We start from the raw sequence: 15,782 nt of genomic DNA on the forward strand, positions 1-15,782 counted from the left end.
TGCCTGGAAATGCCCATGTCTCGCGAAATCCGTATCGCCACGCGCCAGAGCGCCCTGGCACTCTGGCAGGCCGAATACGTCAAGGCCCGCCTGGAGCAGGCCCACCCCGGCCTGACCGTGACCCTCCTGCCGATGACCAGCCGCGGCGACAAGCTGCTGGATGCGCCACTGGCGAAAATCGGTGGCAAGGGCCTGTTCGTCAAGGAACTGGAAACCGCCCTGCTGGAGAACGAAGCGGACATCGCTGTGCACTCCATGAAGGACGTGCCGATGGATTTCCCCGAAGGCCTGGGCCTGTACTGCATCTGCGAGCGTGAAGACCCGCGCGACGCCTTTGTTTCCAATACCTACGCCAGTCTCGACGACCTGCCCGCCGGCAGCGTGGTCGGCACCTCCAGTCTGCGCCGTCAGGCCCAGTTGCTGGCCAGCCGCCCGGACCTGCAGATCCGCTTCCTGCGCGGCAACGTCAATACCCGACTGGCCAAGCTCGATGCCGGCGAATACGACGCCATCATCCTCGCCGCCGCCGGCCTGATCCGCCTCGGCTTCCAAGACCGCATCCGCTCCTCCATCAGCGTCGAAGCCAGCCTGCCGGCCGGCGGCCAGGGTGCGGTGGGCATCGAGTGCCGTACCGCTGACGCGGAAATCCACGCGCTGCTGCAGCCGCTGCATCACCGCGAGACAGCCTTGCGCGTCACTGCCGAGCGTGCACTGAACAAGCGCCTCAACGGTGGTTGCCAGGTGCCTATCGCCTGCTACGCCATCCTCGAAGGCGAGCAACTGTGGCTGCGCGGCCTGGTCGGCCAGCCCGATGGCAGCCAATTGCTGCGCGCCGAAGCTCGCGCCCCGCTGGCCGAAGCCGAAACCCTCGGCGTGAAGGTCGCGGAAGACCTGCTGGGCCAGGGCGCCGAGGAAATCCTCACCGCAGTCTACGGCGAGGCCGGTCACCCGTGAGCCGCTGGCGGCTGCTGCTGACCCGTCCCGAAGAGGACTGCGCGGCACTCGCCGCCACCCTCGCCGAGCACGGTATCCACGGCGACTGCCTGCCCTTGCTCACGATCACGCCTCGCGAAGAGACACCCGCCGAACGCAGCCTGATCCTTGACCTGGACCGCTACTGCGCGGTTATCGTGGTCAGCAAGCCCGCGGCGCGCCTGGGCCTGGAGCGGCTCGACCGCTACTGGCCGCAACCGCCGCTGACCCAGCGCTGGTTTACCGTGGGCGCGGCCACGGCGGCTATCCTCGAAGACTACGGTCTGGATGTGGTCTGCCCGCAGGGCGGTGACGACAGTGAAGCCCTGCTGGCCCTGCCAGCGTTCGAGCAGGCCCTGCAGGTGCATGATCCGAAGGTATTGATCATGCGCGGCGAGAGTGGCCGAGAATTCCTTGCCGAGCGCCTGCGCGGCCAAGGCGTGGCGGTGGACTATCTGGAACTCTACCGGCGCGAAATGCCGTGCTACCCCGAAGGCGAATTGCTACGGCGAATTCAGGGGGAGCGTTTGAATGCCATCGCGGTCAGTAGTGGGCAGGGGCTGGAACATCTGCAGCTGCTCGCCGCACAGGATTGGCCGCAGGTGAGTGCGATGCCGTTGTTCGTGCCCAGCCCGCGTGTGGCTGAGCAGGCGCGGGAGATGGGTGCGCAGCGAGTGATCGATTGTCGGGGCGCCAGCGCTGTGGCACTGATGGAGGCGCTGAGAAGCGCCGAATAGAATAATTTCTGAGCGAAGGATGGATCTGTGAGCGAAGCCGTCACTCCCCAAGAGACTTCACCAACATCGTCCAGTCCGGCCCCCGCGCCGGCCCCGCGCAAGGGTGGCACGGGTATTGCGCTGTTGGCCCTGCTGGTCGGCGCCGCTGGCCTCGCCGCAGGCGGCTGGGGCATCTGGCAGGTCCAGCAGCTCAAGGGTGTCGAGCAGCAGCGCGCTGCGCAACTGGAGGATGCCCGCGCCCAGGCGCAGGGCGTGCAGAGTGCCAACGCGGACTTGAGCAAGCGCCTGGACACCCTGCCCAACGCCGATGAGCTGGAGGCCCGTCGCCGCCTGGTGGTGGAGCTGCAGAGCGACCAGCAGCAGTTGGCCAAGCAGGTCAAGCAGGTGCTGGGGCAGAGCCGCCAGCAGTGGCGACTGGCCGAATCGGAACACCTGTTGCGTCTGGCCGCGCTGCGCCTCTCCGCGCTGCAGGACATCGACAGCGCGACCGAACTGGTCCAGGGCGCGGACGACATTCTTCGCGTAAACAATGATCCGGGCGCCTTCGCCGCTCGTGCGCAACTGGCCAAGAGCCTCGAAGCGCTGCGCGCCCTGCCGCGTCCGGACCGCACCGGGCTGTTCCTGCAATTGGGCGCGCTGCGTGACCAGGCTGCCCAGCTGCAACCACTGAACCCGGCGTTCAAGCCCTCCGAGGGCGGTACCGGCCCGAGCACCGCCTGGGGTGATGGCAGCAGCACCTGGGACCAGTGGTGGGAACGCATCTCGCGCTACGTGCGCATCGATTTCAACGCCGGCCAGGACATCCGCCCGCTGCTCTCCGGCCAGCAACTGGACCGTGTGCGCCTGGCTCTGAGCCTCGCCCTGGAACAGGCGCAGTGGGCCGCTTTGAATGGCAAGCAGGACGTCTACGAGCAGGCACTGAAGCAGGCCAAGCAGATCGTCGGCGACTTCTTCAACGCAGACCTCGCCGACAGCCGTGCGCTGATTGCGCGCCTGGATGAGCTCAGCGGCCAGGCCGTCACCGTGCAGACGCCTGACCTCGGCCCGGCCCTGAGTTCGCTGCAGGCCTACCTGTCGCGCCGCGAAAGCGCGGTGCAGCAGCAGGAGGCGGTGGCGCCGGACGCGGGGACCCAGCCATGAGCCGCGTCTATGTCCTGATCCTCGCCGTGGTCCTGGCGGCCACCCTGGTCGGGTTGGCTATCGCCGAACAGTCAGGTTACGTGCTGATCGCCTACAAGAGCTTCCGCTACGAATCCAGCCTGTGGACCTTCCTGGCGCTGCTGGTGGTGCTCTGGGTGATCTATCTCGCTGTACGGCTGGTGCTGCGGCTGCTGGGCGTTTCCGGGCGGGTGGTGAATCCCTGGTCGCGCTTCAACCGCCGCCGCCGCTCGCAGCTGGCCGAGGAACATGGTCAACGTGATCTCGCTGAAGGCCACTGGGCGCAGGCGCTGCGTCATCTGCGTCGTGCCGCGGAGCTTAGCGATCGCCCACTGCCGCATTACCTGGGCGCCGCCCGCGCGGCAAACGAGTTGGGCAAGACCGAAGAATGCGACGAGTTGCTCGACCGCGCGCAGGAGCGCGAGCCCGGCACCGAGCTCGCCGTGGGCCTGACCCGCGCGCAGCTGCTGATCAACCGGGGCGATTTCGCCCGCGCCCGCGTGGTGCTGGACAAGCTGCACCAGGATCACCCACGTCATCCGACCGTGCTGCGCCTGCTCCAGCAGCTGTACGTCAGTCTCCACGAGTGGCAGGCGCTGTGCGTGTTGTTGCCAGAGCTGCGCAAGGAGCGCGTGCTGCAGAACGCCGAGTTGGCTGATCTGGAGCGCCGCACCTGGATGGCCGCGTTGGGCGAGGCGGGCGAACAGGGCATTGGCCAGGGCGAAAGCAGTCTGCAGCCGCTGACCCAGCGCTGGCAGAACGTGCCGACCAACCTTCGCGCGCAACCGCCGCTGGTGGCCGCGTACGCCGATCAGCTGTTGCGCCTGGGGGCGCCGGAAGAGGCCGAGGAAGTACTGCGCAAGGCGCTCAAGGAGGGCTACGACAGCCGTCTGGTGCACCTCTATGGCCGCGCCCGTGGCCGTGATGGCGCGCACCAGCTGAAGACCGCCGAAGGCTGGCTGAAGCAGCACGGCGACGATCCGGAGCTGCTGCTTACCCTCGGTCGCCTGTGCCTGCAGAACAAACTGTGGGGCAAGGCGCGCGAATACCTGGAAGCCAGCCTGGCTCGCCAGCGCAGCGCGGAAACCTGCGCCGAACTGGCGCGCCTGTTGGCGCAGCTCGGTGAGGTAGAGCGCAGCAACCAGCTGTTCCAGGAAGGCCTTGGTTTACTGGCCCCTCCGGCGGCGTCGGCGCTGGCAGTGCGCGCCTGATCCCGTCGCTGGTAGTGAAAACGGCGCCCGAGGGCGCCGTTTTCGATTTCAGGGGTTGCCGTAGCGGATGCGGTAGATCGCGCCGTTCTGATCGTCGCTGACCAGCAGCGAGCCGTCCGGCGCTACCAAGACGTCCGCTGGCCGCCCGTGCACCTCGCCGTCCTTGCTGAGCCATCCTTCAGCGAAGATGCTCTGGCGCTTCAGCGTGCCGTCTTCGTTGAGTTCGACCCGCGCTACGCGGTAGCCGATCTTCTGCGTGCGATTCCACGAGCCGTGTTCGGCGATGAACAGGTTGTTGCGGTACTCGGCCGGGAACTGTTCGCCGGTGTAGAAGCGCAGCCCCAGCGCGGCTACGTGCGGGCCGAGTTTGGCCACTGGCGGGGTGAAGGCGGAGCAGGGTTTCCTGCCTTCCTCCGGGTCGGCGATGTCGCCCTGGTGACAGTCGGGATAGCCGAAATCCTCGCCCACCTTGCTGACCTTGTTCAACTCGTCGTCGGGCTTGTCATCGCCCAGCATGTCGCGCCCATTGTCGGTGAACCACAACTGCTTCGTCTGCGGGTGCCAGGTGAAGCCGACGGTGTTGCGAATGCCGTAGGCGACCACCTCCCGCGCGCTGCCATCGGCGTTCATGCGTTGCAGGTTGGCGTACTGCTCGCGATCCGGACGGCAGATATTGCACGGCGCACCGACCGGCACATAGAGCTTGTCGTCCGGGCCGAAGGCGATGAACTTCCAGCCGTGCGCAGTCTCTTTCGGAAACACTGCGGGCAGTTCCTCTGCCTTGGGCGGAGCATCAAGGCGCGCCTCGATATCGCGCAGCACGACGATGCGGCTGAGCGAGGACACGTACAGGTCGCCCTTGTGAAAGGTCACGCCTACGGGCATCTGCAGGCCATCGGCGAGCACCTTCACCTGGCCGTCGGGCTTCACCGCGTAGACCTTGTCGGAGGAGCGACTGCCCACGAACAGCGTGCCCTTGTCACCCCAGGCCATGGCGCGCGCGCCGGGAACCTGGTCGGTCAGCAAGCTGATATGGAAGCCTTCAGGCAAGCGGATGTGGCTGAGATCTGTGGCGGCGATGGCTGGAACCGCTGTCAGGGAAAGCAGCGAGCAAAGCAGGAAATGACGACGCATGGCATGGATTCCCGGATGAGTGCCACGGCCAGTCTAGACACTTGCCTTGAACTGATCGCGGTGTTTCCTCTACCGTAGCGGCCTTTCCTGCAACAGCGCTTTTCAGCGGAGCCGCCATGAATCTGGCCAGCCCTCGGTCCCTGTTCTTCCTCGCTTTCCTCGCTTGCGTCGCCATGCTCGGCACGGGCTTCTACCTGCAGTACATGGTCGGGCTGGAGCCCTGCCCGCTGTGCATCCTGCAGCGCATCTTCTTTGCCGGCTGCGGGTTGTTCTCGCTGATCGCCGCGCTGCACGGCCGTGCTCCGCGCGTCTACTCGGTGCTGATCCTGCTCTGCGCCCTGGGTGGCGCCGGTACTGCGGGCCGCCAGGTGTGGCTGCAGACCCTGCCGCCGGACCAGTTGCCGTCCTGCCTGCCGCCGCTGGAATACATGATGGAGAGCATGCCCTATGCCGACATCATCTGGACCATGTTCCACGGTTCGGCCGACTGCGCCGAAGTCTCCTGGACCCTGCTCGGCCTGAGCATTCCGGAGTGGAGCCTGCTGGCCTTCATCGGCTTCGCCCTGTTCGCCATCGTGCAGTTCTTCCGCCGCCGCGGCTGAGCGTCGCATCTCAAATCGCCATGGCCTGCACCTGATCGGTGCAGGCCAGAGGCATCGCGGTCTGTCGATTAAACGCCCGTATGAATTTTCCCGCTGCTGGTGTCTTGAAGGCGATAACGGGCGGGCATACTCTGGGTTTCCACTCCGTCGGAAAGCCGCCGCCGAACAAGCTTCACACATCGCGGATGTCGAGATTCGACAGAATATTGTCCCGGGGCGGACTTTGCCGGGACGGCGAAAAGGGAAGTGAGGACAACATGCTCGAGAGCTGCCGTAATGCCCAGGAACGTTGGGGAGGCGTACACCAGCTGATCGACCGCTGGTTGCGGGATCGACATGAGTTGGTCCGGGCATTCGATTCCCTGGACGGTGTCCAGGCGCCGAAGACCAACGCCGAGAATCTCCAGAACTTCTGTCAGCTCCTGCTCGACTACGTGTCGGCGGGCCACTTCGAAGTCTACGAACAGCTGATGAACGAGGCGCAGGCCTTTGGTGATACGCGGGGCCTGGAACTGGCCAAGCAGATCTACCCCCGTCTGGAAACCATCACCGCCAACGCGCTGAACTTCAACGATCGTTGCGATAACGGCGACTGCCGCGAAGGCACCTGCCTGACCAGCGAGCTGAAGAGTCTGCGCCAGCAACTGCACGAACGCTTCGAACTGGAAGATTGCCTGATCGAGGTGCTGCACAACGCCCACGAGCAGAAAGCCGTCCTGGCCTGATCATGGTGTTGCCGAACACGGCGCGATCACTCCCGGTGATCGCGCCGTGTTCGTTTCAGGATTGGGTTCGTGCCGTTCAAGCCGATCGCGGACAGAGCCTGCTCGTGGTTCATGTTCGGTTAAAAGGCGCTGTCGTCTTTTGACGAATCTGTGCCAGGCCATCTCTTCGCCCCGGTCCTCTGCCGTGGGGCTATTTCGCGTACCTCCCCAGCATCGTCCCGAAGCGCAGGGGCGGGCTCTGTCCGCGATTTTTTCGCACTTCGCAGCTTGTCTCGGCGTCAGCGCGCCATGGTGAAAACTCACGCCGTTCGGCAGCTCGCAATGAGGGTGGTGCGTGAATTTTTCGAAGGTGAAAACGATGCCCGAGGCGGTTGTTTTTCGATTGTGTGCAAGGGTGTGAGCGAGCATCGATTCGCTCCTTCGCCGGAGATATTTTCGAGCGGCGTCGAGGTGCACCAGTGGGTTCTGAATGGCGGCCTGGCGGCCTGGTGAGTGATGGCTTGAAAGGCTCTATGACGCGGCTTTGCGGCAGTCTCGAAAAATATATTTTCGGTGCTCAAGCCCGCGCGTCATGCGGCTTTGCGTGCGGCCAGGCGATCACTCGCGGGAACCAAGTGCGAGTTACAGCGTCACTGGGTGAGTGAAAAAACGCGCCTTCGCGCACCGCTGAAAACCTCTGAAGCCGATGCCTGCTGCGGCCTGCAGCGTAATCAGGACATTGGCGAGAGGCCATCAGCGGGGCTAGTATGGGCGCAACCACGTCCGCCAGGAGGCACGTCATGTCGGCCAACAAGAAACCCGTCACCACTCCGTTGCATCTGCTGCACCAGTTGTCCAACAGTCTGATCGAACACCTCGAAGGTGCCTGCAAGCAGGCGCTGGTCGATTCCGAAAAGCTGCTCGCCAAGCTCGAGAAACAACGCGGCAAGGCACAGGAGAAGCTGCACAAGGCTCGCGCCAAACTGCAGGACGCGACCAAGGCCGGCAAGGCGAAGGCGCAGGCAAAAGCCAAGTCGACCATCGCCGATATCGACGGCGCCCTGGATGTCCTGAAGGCCCGTCAGACCGAAACCCGTGCCTACATCGCCAATCTCAAGCGTGATGTGCAGGAGAGCCTGAAGCTCGCCCAGGGCGTGACCAAGGTGAAGGAAGCCGCTGGCAAGTCCCTCGCTACCCGCAAGCCGGTCGCTGCTGCTGCCAAGCCGGTTGCCAAGGCTGCCGCCAGACCGGCCGCTAAAGCCGCTGCCAAACCTGCCGTGAAAGCCGCTGCCAAGCCTGCTGCGAAACCGGCTGCCAAGGTTGCCGCTGCCAAGCCTGTTGCTGCCAAAGCCGCTGCCAAGCCTGCCGCGAAACCCGCTGCCAAGCCTGCCGCTAAAACCGCTGCGAAACCGGCTGCGAAAACTGCCGCTGCAAAACCCGCTGCTGCCAAGCCGGCTGCCAAAGCTGCCGCGAAGCCAGCCGCCAAGCCTGCTGCGAAAGCCGCCGCCAAGCCGGCAGCCAAACCCGCTGCTAAGCCTGCCGCTGCTGCCGCCAAACCAGCCGCGAAACCGGCTGCCAAGCCTGCTGCGAAAGCCGCTGCCAAACCTGCCGCCAAGCCCGCCGCGAAAGCCGCTGCCAAGCCTGCTGCCGCCAAGCCCGCTGCTGCCAAACCTGCCGCGAAAGCCGCTGCGAAACCGGCTGCCAAGCCTGCCGCCGCCGCGAAACCGGCCGCGAAACCGGCCGCCAAACCCGCGGTGAAGGCCGCTGCCAAGCCTGCCGCAAAACCGGCCGCCAAGCCTGCTGCGCCCAAGCCCGCCACCGCTGCCAAACCGGCCGCTCCGGCTGCTCCGAGCGCACCGGCTGCCCAGCCGAGCACTCCGGCCGCTACCCCGGTTGCCAGCACCACTCCGGCACCGGCTACTCCGGCCAGCAGCACCTCCTCCAGCGCTTCCTGAGGCTCAGGAGAGGCTCGCCGCGATGCGCAGGGTTTCCTGCGCATCGCGGCGCAAGCCGCCCGCTTCACCGGCTGCAGCTTCCAGCCAGTACACCAGTTCCTGCGCCTCACCTCGTGGCCAGCCGATTGCCACCGCCTCCAGTCTTCCCAGCAGCACCTTTTCCGCTTCCAGTTCGAGCTGCTTGATCCGCTCTCGCAGCGGCGCCAGCCCAGCATCCTGCTTCGCCGGTTCGCGCCAGCGCTGACGCAGCGAACGCAGCGGCACTATCACTTCCTCGCGCCACTCCCGCGCAGCACATTCCAGCGCGCTCATCCGCGATGGCGAGAAGGTCACGCCAGCGCTTCCCAGCCAGACCGAAGCGAGCAGCAGGCAGACATCCGCACCGCCTTCCTGCAACGACAGGCAAGCCGCTTCAACCCCAGGGCGGGCGTAGAGTTTCAGCGCATACGACCAGACATCATCAGACATAGAGCACCCACAGCGATTGCCAGGCGAAGCTGATAAACTCCGCCGCCATGATTCGACTACAAAATCTTACGCTACAGCGTGGCCCCCAGCGCTTGCTGGAAGGTGCCGAACTCACCCTGCACGCCGGACAGAAAGTCGGCCTGATCGGCGCCAACGGCGCCGGCAAGTCGAGCCTGTTCGCCCTGCTGCGCGGCCAGCTTGGCCAGGATGCCGGCGACTGCTACCTGCCGGCGGACTGGCGCATCGCGCACATGCGCCAGGAGGTCGAGACTCTCGACCGCCTCGCCGTCGACTACGTGCTTGACGGCGACGTGCACCTGCGCAAGATCCAGGCGGACCTTGCCGCGGCCGAAGACGCCCACGATGGCACTGCCCTGGCGCGCCTGCACAGCGAGCTGGACAGTGCCGACGGATACACCGCCGACGCCCGTGCGCGCAAGCTGCTGGCGGGGCTTGGCTTTACGCCCGAGCAGATGGACCGCCGCGTCGGCGACTTCTCCGGTGGCTGGCGGATGCGCCTGAACCTCGCGCAGGCGCTGATGTGCCCGTCCGAACTGCTGCTGCTCGACGAACCGACCAACCACCTGGACCTCGACGCCATCCTCTGGCTGGAAGAGTGGCTCAAGGGCTATCCGGGTACGCTGCTGCTGATCTCCCACGACCGCGATTTCCTCGATGCCGTGGTGGACAACATCGCCCATCTCGAACAGCGCAAGCTGACCCTGTATCGCGGCGGCTATTCGGCCTTCGAGCGCACCCGCGCCGAACGCCTCGCCCAGCAGCAACAGGCGTACGAGAAGCAGCAGACGCAACGCGCGCACATGGAAAAGTACATTGCCCGCTTCCGCGCCCAGGCCACCAAGGCCCGTCAGGCGCAGAGCCGGATCAAGGCACTGGAACGCCTGGAAGAACTGGCGCCGGCCCACGTCGATTCGCCGTTCGACTTCGCCTTCCGCGAGTCCGACAAGATCTCCAGCCCGCTGCTCAATCTCTCCGAAGCCCGCCTGGGCTACGGCGACAAGACCGTGCTGGAGAAGGTCAAGCTGCAGCTGGTGCCTGGCGCGCGCATCGGCCTGCTCGGCCCCAACGGCGCGGGCAAGTCGACCCTGATCAAGACCCTGTCCGGCGACCTGTCGCTGCTGGACGGCGAGCTCGCCCGCGGCGAAAACCTCGCCATCGGCTACTTCGCCCAGCACCAGCTCGACTCGCTGGACCCCAAGGCCAGCCCGCTACTGCACCTGGCACGCATCGCGCCGGCTGAGCGCGAGCAGACCCTGCGCGACTTCCTCGGCGGCTTCGACTTCCGCGGTGAGCGCTGCGACGAGCCCGTGCTGAACTTCTCCGGCGGCGAGAAGGCGCGCCTGGCCCTGGCGTTGATCGCCTGGCAGAAGCCCAACCTGCTGCTGCTCGACGAACCGACCAACCACCTCGACCTGGAAATGCGCCTGGCGCTGACCCTGGCGCTGCAGGAGTTCTCCGGTGCCGTGGTGGTGGTGTCCCACGATCGTCACCTGCTCAAGAGCACCACCGACGAATTCCTGCTGGTGGCCGATGGGCGTATCCGCGAGTTCGATGGCGACCTCGACGATTACGCGCGCTGGCTGGTGGACTTCCGCGCCCGCCAGACGCCGTCTTCGCCCGCCGCACCCGCCGGCGACAAGACCGACAAGCGCGCCCAGCGCCAGGCGGCCGCTGCGTTGCGCCAGCAACTCGCCCCGCACAAGCGCGAAGCCGACAAGCTGGAGAAGGAGCTGGGCAAGGTCCACGAGCAGCTCGCCGAACTGGAGGAGCGCCTGGGCGACGGCGCCCTCTACGAAGCTGCGCGCAAGGACGAACTGCGTGACCTGCTGGCTCGCCAGGCAACTCTCAAGACCCGCGAAAGCGAACTGGAAGAGTCCTGGCTGATGGCCCTGGAAACCCTCGAAGAACTGCAGCGCCAGCTCGAGGCCAGTGAGTGATGGGTGACGTGAACCTGCTGGTGGCGTGGAGCGAACCACTGCTGCGTGGCGGGCAGATCATCCTCATCCTGCTGCTGGCCTGGGTGGTGCAGCGCATCGTGACGCGCGCCCTCAGTCGCCTCGGTGAGCGCTACCCGATGCCGCCGGAACTGCTGCTGCCCCTGCGCGGCGGCCTGCGCTGGCTGATCATGGGCTCGGCGGTAATGCTGGTGCTGGAGCGCCTGGGTGTGTCCGCGGACGTGCTGTGGGCTGCGCTGACCGGCTTTGCGGCCGTCGCCGCCGTGGCCTTCTTCGCCATCTGGAGCGTGCTCTCCAACCTGTTCTGCGCCCTGATGATCTTCACCATGGGGCCGTTCCGCCTGGGCGACCGTGTGGAAGTCATCGAGTCCGCCGACAAGCCCGGTGTGAAAGGCCGGGTAGTGGCAATCAACCTGCTCTACACCACGCTGGAAGAAGTTGCCGAGGACGGCGCGCCCGACGCACTGCTGCAAGTACCGAACAATCTGTTCTTCCAGAAGGCCATTCGCCGTTGGCGCGGCCCGAACTTTCCCACCACCCCCTGACGGACGTCTCCCACTATGGAATGGCTCACAAGCCCTGAGATCTGGGTTGCCTTTCTGACCCTGACTGCCCTGGAAATCGTACTGGGCATCGATAACATCATCTTCATCTCGATCCTGGTCGGCCGCCTGCCGCCCGAGCAGCAACCCAAGGCGCGCTTCTTTGGTCTGGCCCTGGCGATGGGCACGCGTATCCTGCTGCTGCTCTCGATCACCTGGGTGATGCGCCTCACCGCGGACCTGTTCACGGTGTTCGACCACGGCATTTCCGGGCGCGACCTGATCCTGTTCTTCGGCGGCCTGTTCCTGCTGTTCAAGAGCACCATGGAAATCTTCCACAGCCTCGAAGGCGCGGAAGAGGGCGGCCAGCAGGGCGGCAAGTCCCGCGGCTTCATGGGCATCATCATCCAGATCGCGATCATCGACATCGTCTTCTCCCTGGACTCGGTGATCACTGCCGTGGGCCTGGTGCAGCATGTACCGGTGATGGTGGCGGCCATCGTCATCTCGGTCGGCGTGATGATGCTGTCGGCCAGCACCATCAGTGCCTTCATCGAGAAGCACCCATCGCTGAAGATGCTGGCGCTGTCGTTCCTCATCGTGGTCGGCACCGTGCTGATCGCCGAAGCCTTCGAGATCCACGTGCCCAAGGGCTACGTGTACTTCGCCATGGCCTTCTCGCTGGCAGTGGAGGCGATCAACATTCGCCTGCGCGGCGCCCTGGCGCGCAAGCGCGGCGAAGAGCCGGTGAAGCTGCGCAAGGACATTCCGAGCTGATCGGCCTGCGTTGACGAAAAAAGCCCGGCCTGTTGCCGGGCTTTTTCTTGGGCCCTTCGCAGGAGCGAACTTGCTCGCGAAGAGAGTTTCCAGCGACTCCGCAGCTGAGGCGGTTCGCGAGCAAGCTCGCTCCTGCAAGGTTCACCCGACCTTCGTCGGTAGCGCTGGGCGGCGCAGCCTGACTGAGGCACACTGGGTCTCCGTAACAAATTATTGCGCCTGCCTGGGCGCCGTGAGGTCCGCAATGCTCGCCAGTACCTGGTTCGCCTTCTTCATTGCCTGCTGGGTTATCAGCCTGTCGCCCGGCGCCGGGGCCATCGCCTCGATGTCCTGCGGGCTGCAATACGGCTTCTGGCGCGGCTACTGGAATGCCCTGGGCCTGCAGATCGGCCTCGCCCTGCAGATCGCCATCGTCGCGGCCGGCGTCGGCGCGCTGCTCTCGGCATCGGCAGTGGCCTTCAGCGCGATCAAGTGGTTCGGCGTGGTCTACCTGGTCTATCTCGCCTACCGCCAGTGGACTGCTGCCCCGCAGGTGATGGCGGCGAGCGGCGAGCGCCCCATCGGGCGGCCGCTGACCCTGGTGCTGCGCGGCTTCCTGGTCAATGCCAGCAACCCCAAGGCGGTGATCTTCATGCTCGCGGTACTGCCGCAGTTCGTCGACCCGCATCGGCCGATGGCGATCCAGTACGTGATCATGGGCGCGACCATGATCACCGTCGACCTGATCGTCATGGCCGGCTACACCGGTTTGGCCGCCCGCGTGCTGCGTGCGCTGCGCTCGCAGCGCCAGCAGCGGGTGATGAATCGCACTTTCGCTACCCTCTTCGTAGGTGCCGCCGCGCTGCTTGCTACTGTGCGCCGAGCCCCGGCCTGAGGGCGTTTGAGGGGCGCTGGCGAAAGTGCGGGCGTGGCCGCACGAATACTTCGGGCGCAGCTCTGCGGGACATTGTCCTTGCATAGACGGAAACCTGAGGTGACAATTTAATCTCTTTCATTCTCATTTAACTTCCCGTATGCGCCCCTCCAAACTTTTCGTCTGGCTGTTGCCGCTGGTCGGCCTTTTCAGCCTTGGAGCTCACGCCGACACGGCTGTCGACCCGGCTCAAGCGCTTCACCTGCTCAGTTACCTCGCTGCTGACTACCCCGCCACCGTCGCCGACGGCAAGGTAATCAACAACAGCGAATACAAGGAGCAGCTGGAATTCGTCGGCAATCTCCATTCGCTGATCCTCACCCTGCCGGCGCGCCCTGAGCGCGCCGACCTGGAAAAGGACGCCGCGAGCCTCAAGCAGGCCATCGAGCAGCGTCAGCCGGGCAAGCAGGTTGCCCAGCAGGCTCGTCACCTGGAGGCACGCGTCGCCGACATCTACCAGGTGGTACAGACCCCCGCGATCACCCCGGACCCGGCCCGCGGCGCCGAGGTGTACGCCCAGCAGTGCTCGATCTGCCACGGTGACGCCGGCAAGGGCGATGGCCCGGCCGGTATTGGCCTGGAGCCGCCGCCGGCCAACCTGACCGACCGCGTGCGCCTCGACCAGCTCAGTCTTTACGATCTGCGCAACGTAATCGGCCTGGGTGTTTCCGGTACCGACATGCCGGCCTTCGCCGACCAGCTCGACGAGCGTCAGCGCTGGGACCTCGCGTCCTATGTCGCCAGCCTCAGCGCCGGCCAGGCCAAGGTCGACCCGGCTCACGCCTACCCGCTGGCCACCTTGTCGACCCAGACGCCAGCGGATGTCGCCGATCACGACGGCGAGGCCGCGGCCGAAAGCTTCCGCGCCCTGCGTGCGCACCCGCCGCTGGAACACCGTGGCCCGGCGCAACTGATCGACTACACCAGCGCGACACTGGACAAGAGCTTCGCCGTGTACCGTTCCGGCGACCACGACCAGGCGTACGACCTGTCCGTCGCCGCGTACCTGGAAGGCTTCGAGCTGGTGGAGTCGTCGCTGGACAACGTCGACGCCGACCTGCGCAAGGCCACCGAGAAGCAACTGATGGCCTACCGCCAGGCGCTGCGTGATGGCCTGCCGGAAGCCGAGGCGGCCCAGCAGCTGGAGCTGGCCAAGGCCAAGCTGGTGGATGCCGCCAAGGCCCTGAGCGGCGACTCGCTGAGCTTCTCCATCAGCTTCCTCTCGGCGCTGCTGATCCTCCTGCGCGAAGGCGTGGAAGCGATCCTGGTGCTGGCGGCGATCCTCGCCTTCCTGCGCAACACCGGGCAGGAGAAGGCCGTGCGCGGCGTGCACATCGGCTGGGGCCTGGCCTTCGTCGCCGGCTTCGCCACCTGGGCAGTCGCGGCGTATGTGATCGATATCGGCGGCGCCCAGCGCGAGCTGATGGAGGGCTTCACCTCGCTGTTCGCCTGCGTGATGGTGCTCTGGCTCGGCGTGTGGATGCACGACCGCCGCCATGCCGCCGCCTGGCAGGATTACATCCGCAGCAGCCTGGTGGGCGGCGGCGGACGCTTCGGCTTCGCCGTGCTGGCATTCTTCTCGGTCTACCGCGAGCTGTTCGAGGTCATCCTGTTCTACGAGACCCTCTGGCTGCAGGCCGGCCCGGCCGGTCACAACGCGGTGATCGCCGGTGCGGGCACCGCCGTGGTGGTCCTGATCGCGATTGCCTTCGTGATCCTGCGCGGCTCGGCGAAGCTGCCGCTGAAGCTGTTCTTCACCGTCAACGCCGCGCTGCTCTGCGCCCTGTCGGTGGTCTTCGCCGGCCACGGCGTGGTCGCCCTGCAGGAAGCCGGCGTGATCGGCACCCGCCCGGTGCCGTTCTTCGACTTCGACTGGCTCGGCATCAAGGCCGACGCCTATTCGTTGTCGGCCCAGGCCGCGGCATTGCTGGCAGTGGCTGTGCTTTACGGACGTAGCTACTTCTCCGAGCGCCGCAAGGCGGCCGAGGTGGCCTCCTCCTGAGGCGATAGCTGAGCGATACACGACGGCCAGTGCGATACTGGCCGTCGTGCTTTCTGGAGAATGGTTTTCCGATGCGTATCTGGATCGATGCCGACGCCTGCCCGCGCGCGGCCAAGGACCTGGTGGCGAAGTTCGCCCTCAAGCGCAAGCTGGAGGTGGTGATGGTCGCCGGGCAACCCGTGGCCAAGCCGCCGTTCGCCTGCGTCAGCCTGATCGTCGTACCCAGCGGGATGGACGCCGCCGATGATTACCTGGTGGAGCAGGCTGAGCCGGGCGACCTGGTGATCTGCAGCGACGTGCCGCTGGCCGACCGGCTGGTGAAAAAGGGAGTCGATGCGCTGGACCCGCGAGGCCGCGAGTTCGACGAGAAGAACATGGGCGAACGCCTGGCCGTGCGCAACCTGTTCACCGACCTGCGCGAGCAGGGCCAGGTGGGAGGAGGGCAGGCGCCCTACGGCGACAAGGACCGCCAGGCCTTCGCCAACAGCCTGGACCGCCTGCTGACGCGCCTCATGCGCGAGGCGGAGAGCCGCAAGGCCTGAAACGAAAACGCCCGGCAATGCCGGGCGTTTTTATTCCGCTGGGCTACGTCGGCGTTGCGGCAGTTCGCGAGCAGGCTCGCTCCTGCAGG

The 15,782-nt window shown here is 65.8% G+C and carries 15 protein-coding genes; 13 read left to right on the forward strand and 2 right to left on the reverse strand.

The window, feature by feature from the left end:
- The first annotated feature begins 15 nt into the window (after positions 1-15).
- Genes hemC through RS899_RS28565 form a run of 4 tightly spaced genes read left to right on the forward strand, consistent with a single transcriptional unit; the run spans position 16 to position 4,078 of the window.
- Positions 16-954 (forward strand): hydroxymethylbilane synthase, encoded by a 939-nt coding sequence (gene hemC, locus RS899_RS28550; RefSeq protein WP_315808622.1) that lies wholly within the window; start codon positions 16-18, stop codon positions 952-954.
- A complete protein-coding gene (locus RS899_RS28555) occupies positions 951-1,709 on the forward strand; it encodes a uroporphyrinogen-III synthase (RefSeq protein WP_054910201.1) in 759 nt (252 codons plus the stop codon). Before hemC ends, RS899_RS28555 begins: the two co-directional genes overlap by 4 nt.
- Positions 1,710-1,736: 27 nt before the next feature.
- Entirely contained in the window at positions 1,737-2,849 is a 1,113-nt protein-coding gene (locus RS899_RS28560; protein ID WP_315808623.1) for a uroporphyrinogen-III C-methyltransferase, read from the forward strand.
- Positions 2,846-4,078, forward strand: coding sequence for a heme biosynthesis HemY N-terminal domain-containing protein (locus RS899_RS28565; RefSeq protein ID WP_315808624.1), 1,233 nt, complete (start codon positions 2,846-2,848; stop codon positions 4,076-4,078). The genes RS899_RS28560 and RS899_RS28565 overlap by 4 nt, the downstream gene beginning before the upstream one ends.
- A gap of 48 nt (positions 4,079-4,126) precedes the next feature.
- Here RS899_RS28565 and RS899_RS28570 read toward each other — a convergent pair whose 3' ends face one another.
- Positions 4,127-5,212: a sorbosone dehydrogenase family protein gene (locus RS899_RS28570; RefSeq protein ID WP_315808625.1), complete on the reverse strand. Its 1,086-nt coding sequence runs from the start codon at positions 5,210-5,212 to the stop codon at positions 4,127-4,129.
- Positions 5,213-5,328: 116 nt separating this feature from the next.
- Between RS899_RS28570 and RS899_RS28575 the strand changes: the two genes are divergently transcribed.
- The 3 genes from RS899_RS28575 (at position 5,329) to RS899_RS28585 (ending at position 8,473) form a co-directional block, all read left to right on the forward strand.
- The gene (locus tag RS899_RS28575) at positions 5,329-5,814 is read left to right on the forward strand and encodes a disulfide bond formation protein B (RefSeq protein ID WP_054910205.1); all 486 of its coding nucleotides are present in this window, start codon (positions 5,329-5,331) and stop codon (positions 5,812-5,814) included.
- Positions 5,815-6,071: 257 nt separating this feature from the next.
- A complete protein-coding gene (locus tag RS899_RS28580) occupies positions 6,072-6,539 on the forward strand; it encodes an Rsd/AlgQ family anti-sigma factor (RefSeq protein ID WP_024766399.1) in 468 nt (155 codons plus the stop codon).
- A gap of 779 nt (positions 6,540-7,318) precedes the next feature.
- Positions 7,319-8,473 carry an AlgP family protein gene (locus RS899_RS28585; RefSeq protein WP_315808626.1) on the forward strand — a complete coding sequence of 385 codons (1,155 nt, stop codon included), beginning with the start codon at positions 7,319-7,321 and terminating at the stop codon, positions 8,471-8,473.
- 3 nt (positions 8,474-8,476) lie between these two features.
- Here the strand turns inward: RS899_RS28585 and RS899_RS28590 are convergent, their stop codons facing one another.
- Positions 8,477-8,941: a TIGR02444 family protein gene (locus RS899_RS28590; protein ID WP_315808627.1), complete on the reverse strand. Its 465-nt coding sequence runs from the start codon at positions 8,939-8,941 to the stop codon at positions 8,477-8,479.
- A 47-nt stretch (positions 8,942-8,988) separates the two neighbouring features.
- Here RS899_RS28590 and RS899_RS28595 point away from each other — a divergent pair, with 47 nt between their 5' ends.
- The 6 genes from RS899_RS28595 to RS899_RS28620 all read left to right on the forward strand — a co-directional run bounded on the left by RS899_RS28595 (position 8,989) and on the right by RS899_RS28620 (position 15,693).
- Positions 8,989-10,899 carry an ATP-binding cassette domain-containing protein gene (locus RS899_RS28595; protein ID WP_315808628.1) on the forward strand — a complete coding sequence of 637 codons (1,911 nt, stop codon included), beginning with the start codon at positions 8,989-8,991 and terminating at the stop codon, positions 10,897-10,899.
- On the forward strand, positions 10,899-11,462 hold the full coding sequence (locus RS899_RS28600) for a mechanosensitive ion channel family protein (RefSeq protein WP_315808629.1): 564 nt from the start codon (positions 10,899-10,901) through the stop codon (positions 11,460-11,462). Before RS899_RS28595 ends, RS899_RS28600 begins: the two co-directional genes overlap by 1 nt.
- A 15-nt stretch (positions 11,463-11,477) precedes the next feature.
- Complete coding sequence (locus RS899_RS28605; protein ID WP_054910210.1) at positions 11,478-12,236, forward strand: TerC family protein; 759 nt, start codon at positions 11,478-11,480, stop codon at positions 12,234-12,236.
- 244 nt (positions 12,237-12,480) lie between these two features.
- Positions 12,481-13,110, forward strand: coding sequence for a LysE family transporter (locus RS899_RS28610; protein ID WP_054910211.1), 630 nt, complete (start codon positions 12,481-12,483; stop codon positions 13,108-13,110).
- 139 nt (positions 13,111-13,249) lie between these two features.
- Positions 13,250-15,151, forward strand: a complete 1,902-nt coding sequence (locus tag RS899_RS28615; RefSeq protein WP_233297016.1) for a cytochrome c/FTR1 family iron permease — start codon at positions 13,250-13,252, stop codon at positions 15,149-15,151.
- A gap of 71 nt (positions 15,152-15,222) precedes the next feature.
- On the forward strand, positions 15,223-15,693 hold the full coding sequence (locus RS899_RS28620; protein WP_054910213.1) for a YaiI/YqxD family protein: 471 nt from the start codon (positions 15,223-15,225) through the stop codon (positions 15,691-15,693).
- Positions 15,694-15,782 lie beyond the last annotated feature (89 nt).

Source organism: Pseudomonas sp. C9-3, from assembly GCF_032392015.1.
In the GTDB taxonomy this organism is placed as follows: domain Bacteria; phylum Pseudomonadota; class Gammaproteobacteria; order Pseudomonadales; family Pseudomonadaceae; genus Pseudomonas; species Pseudomonas nitroreducens.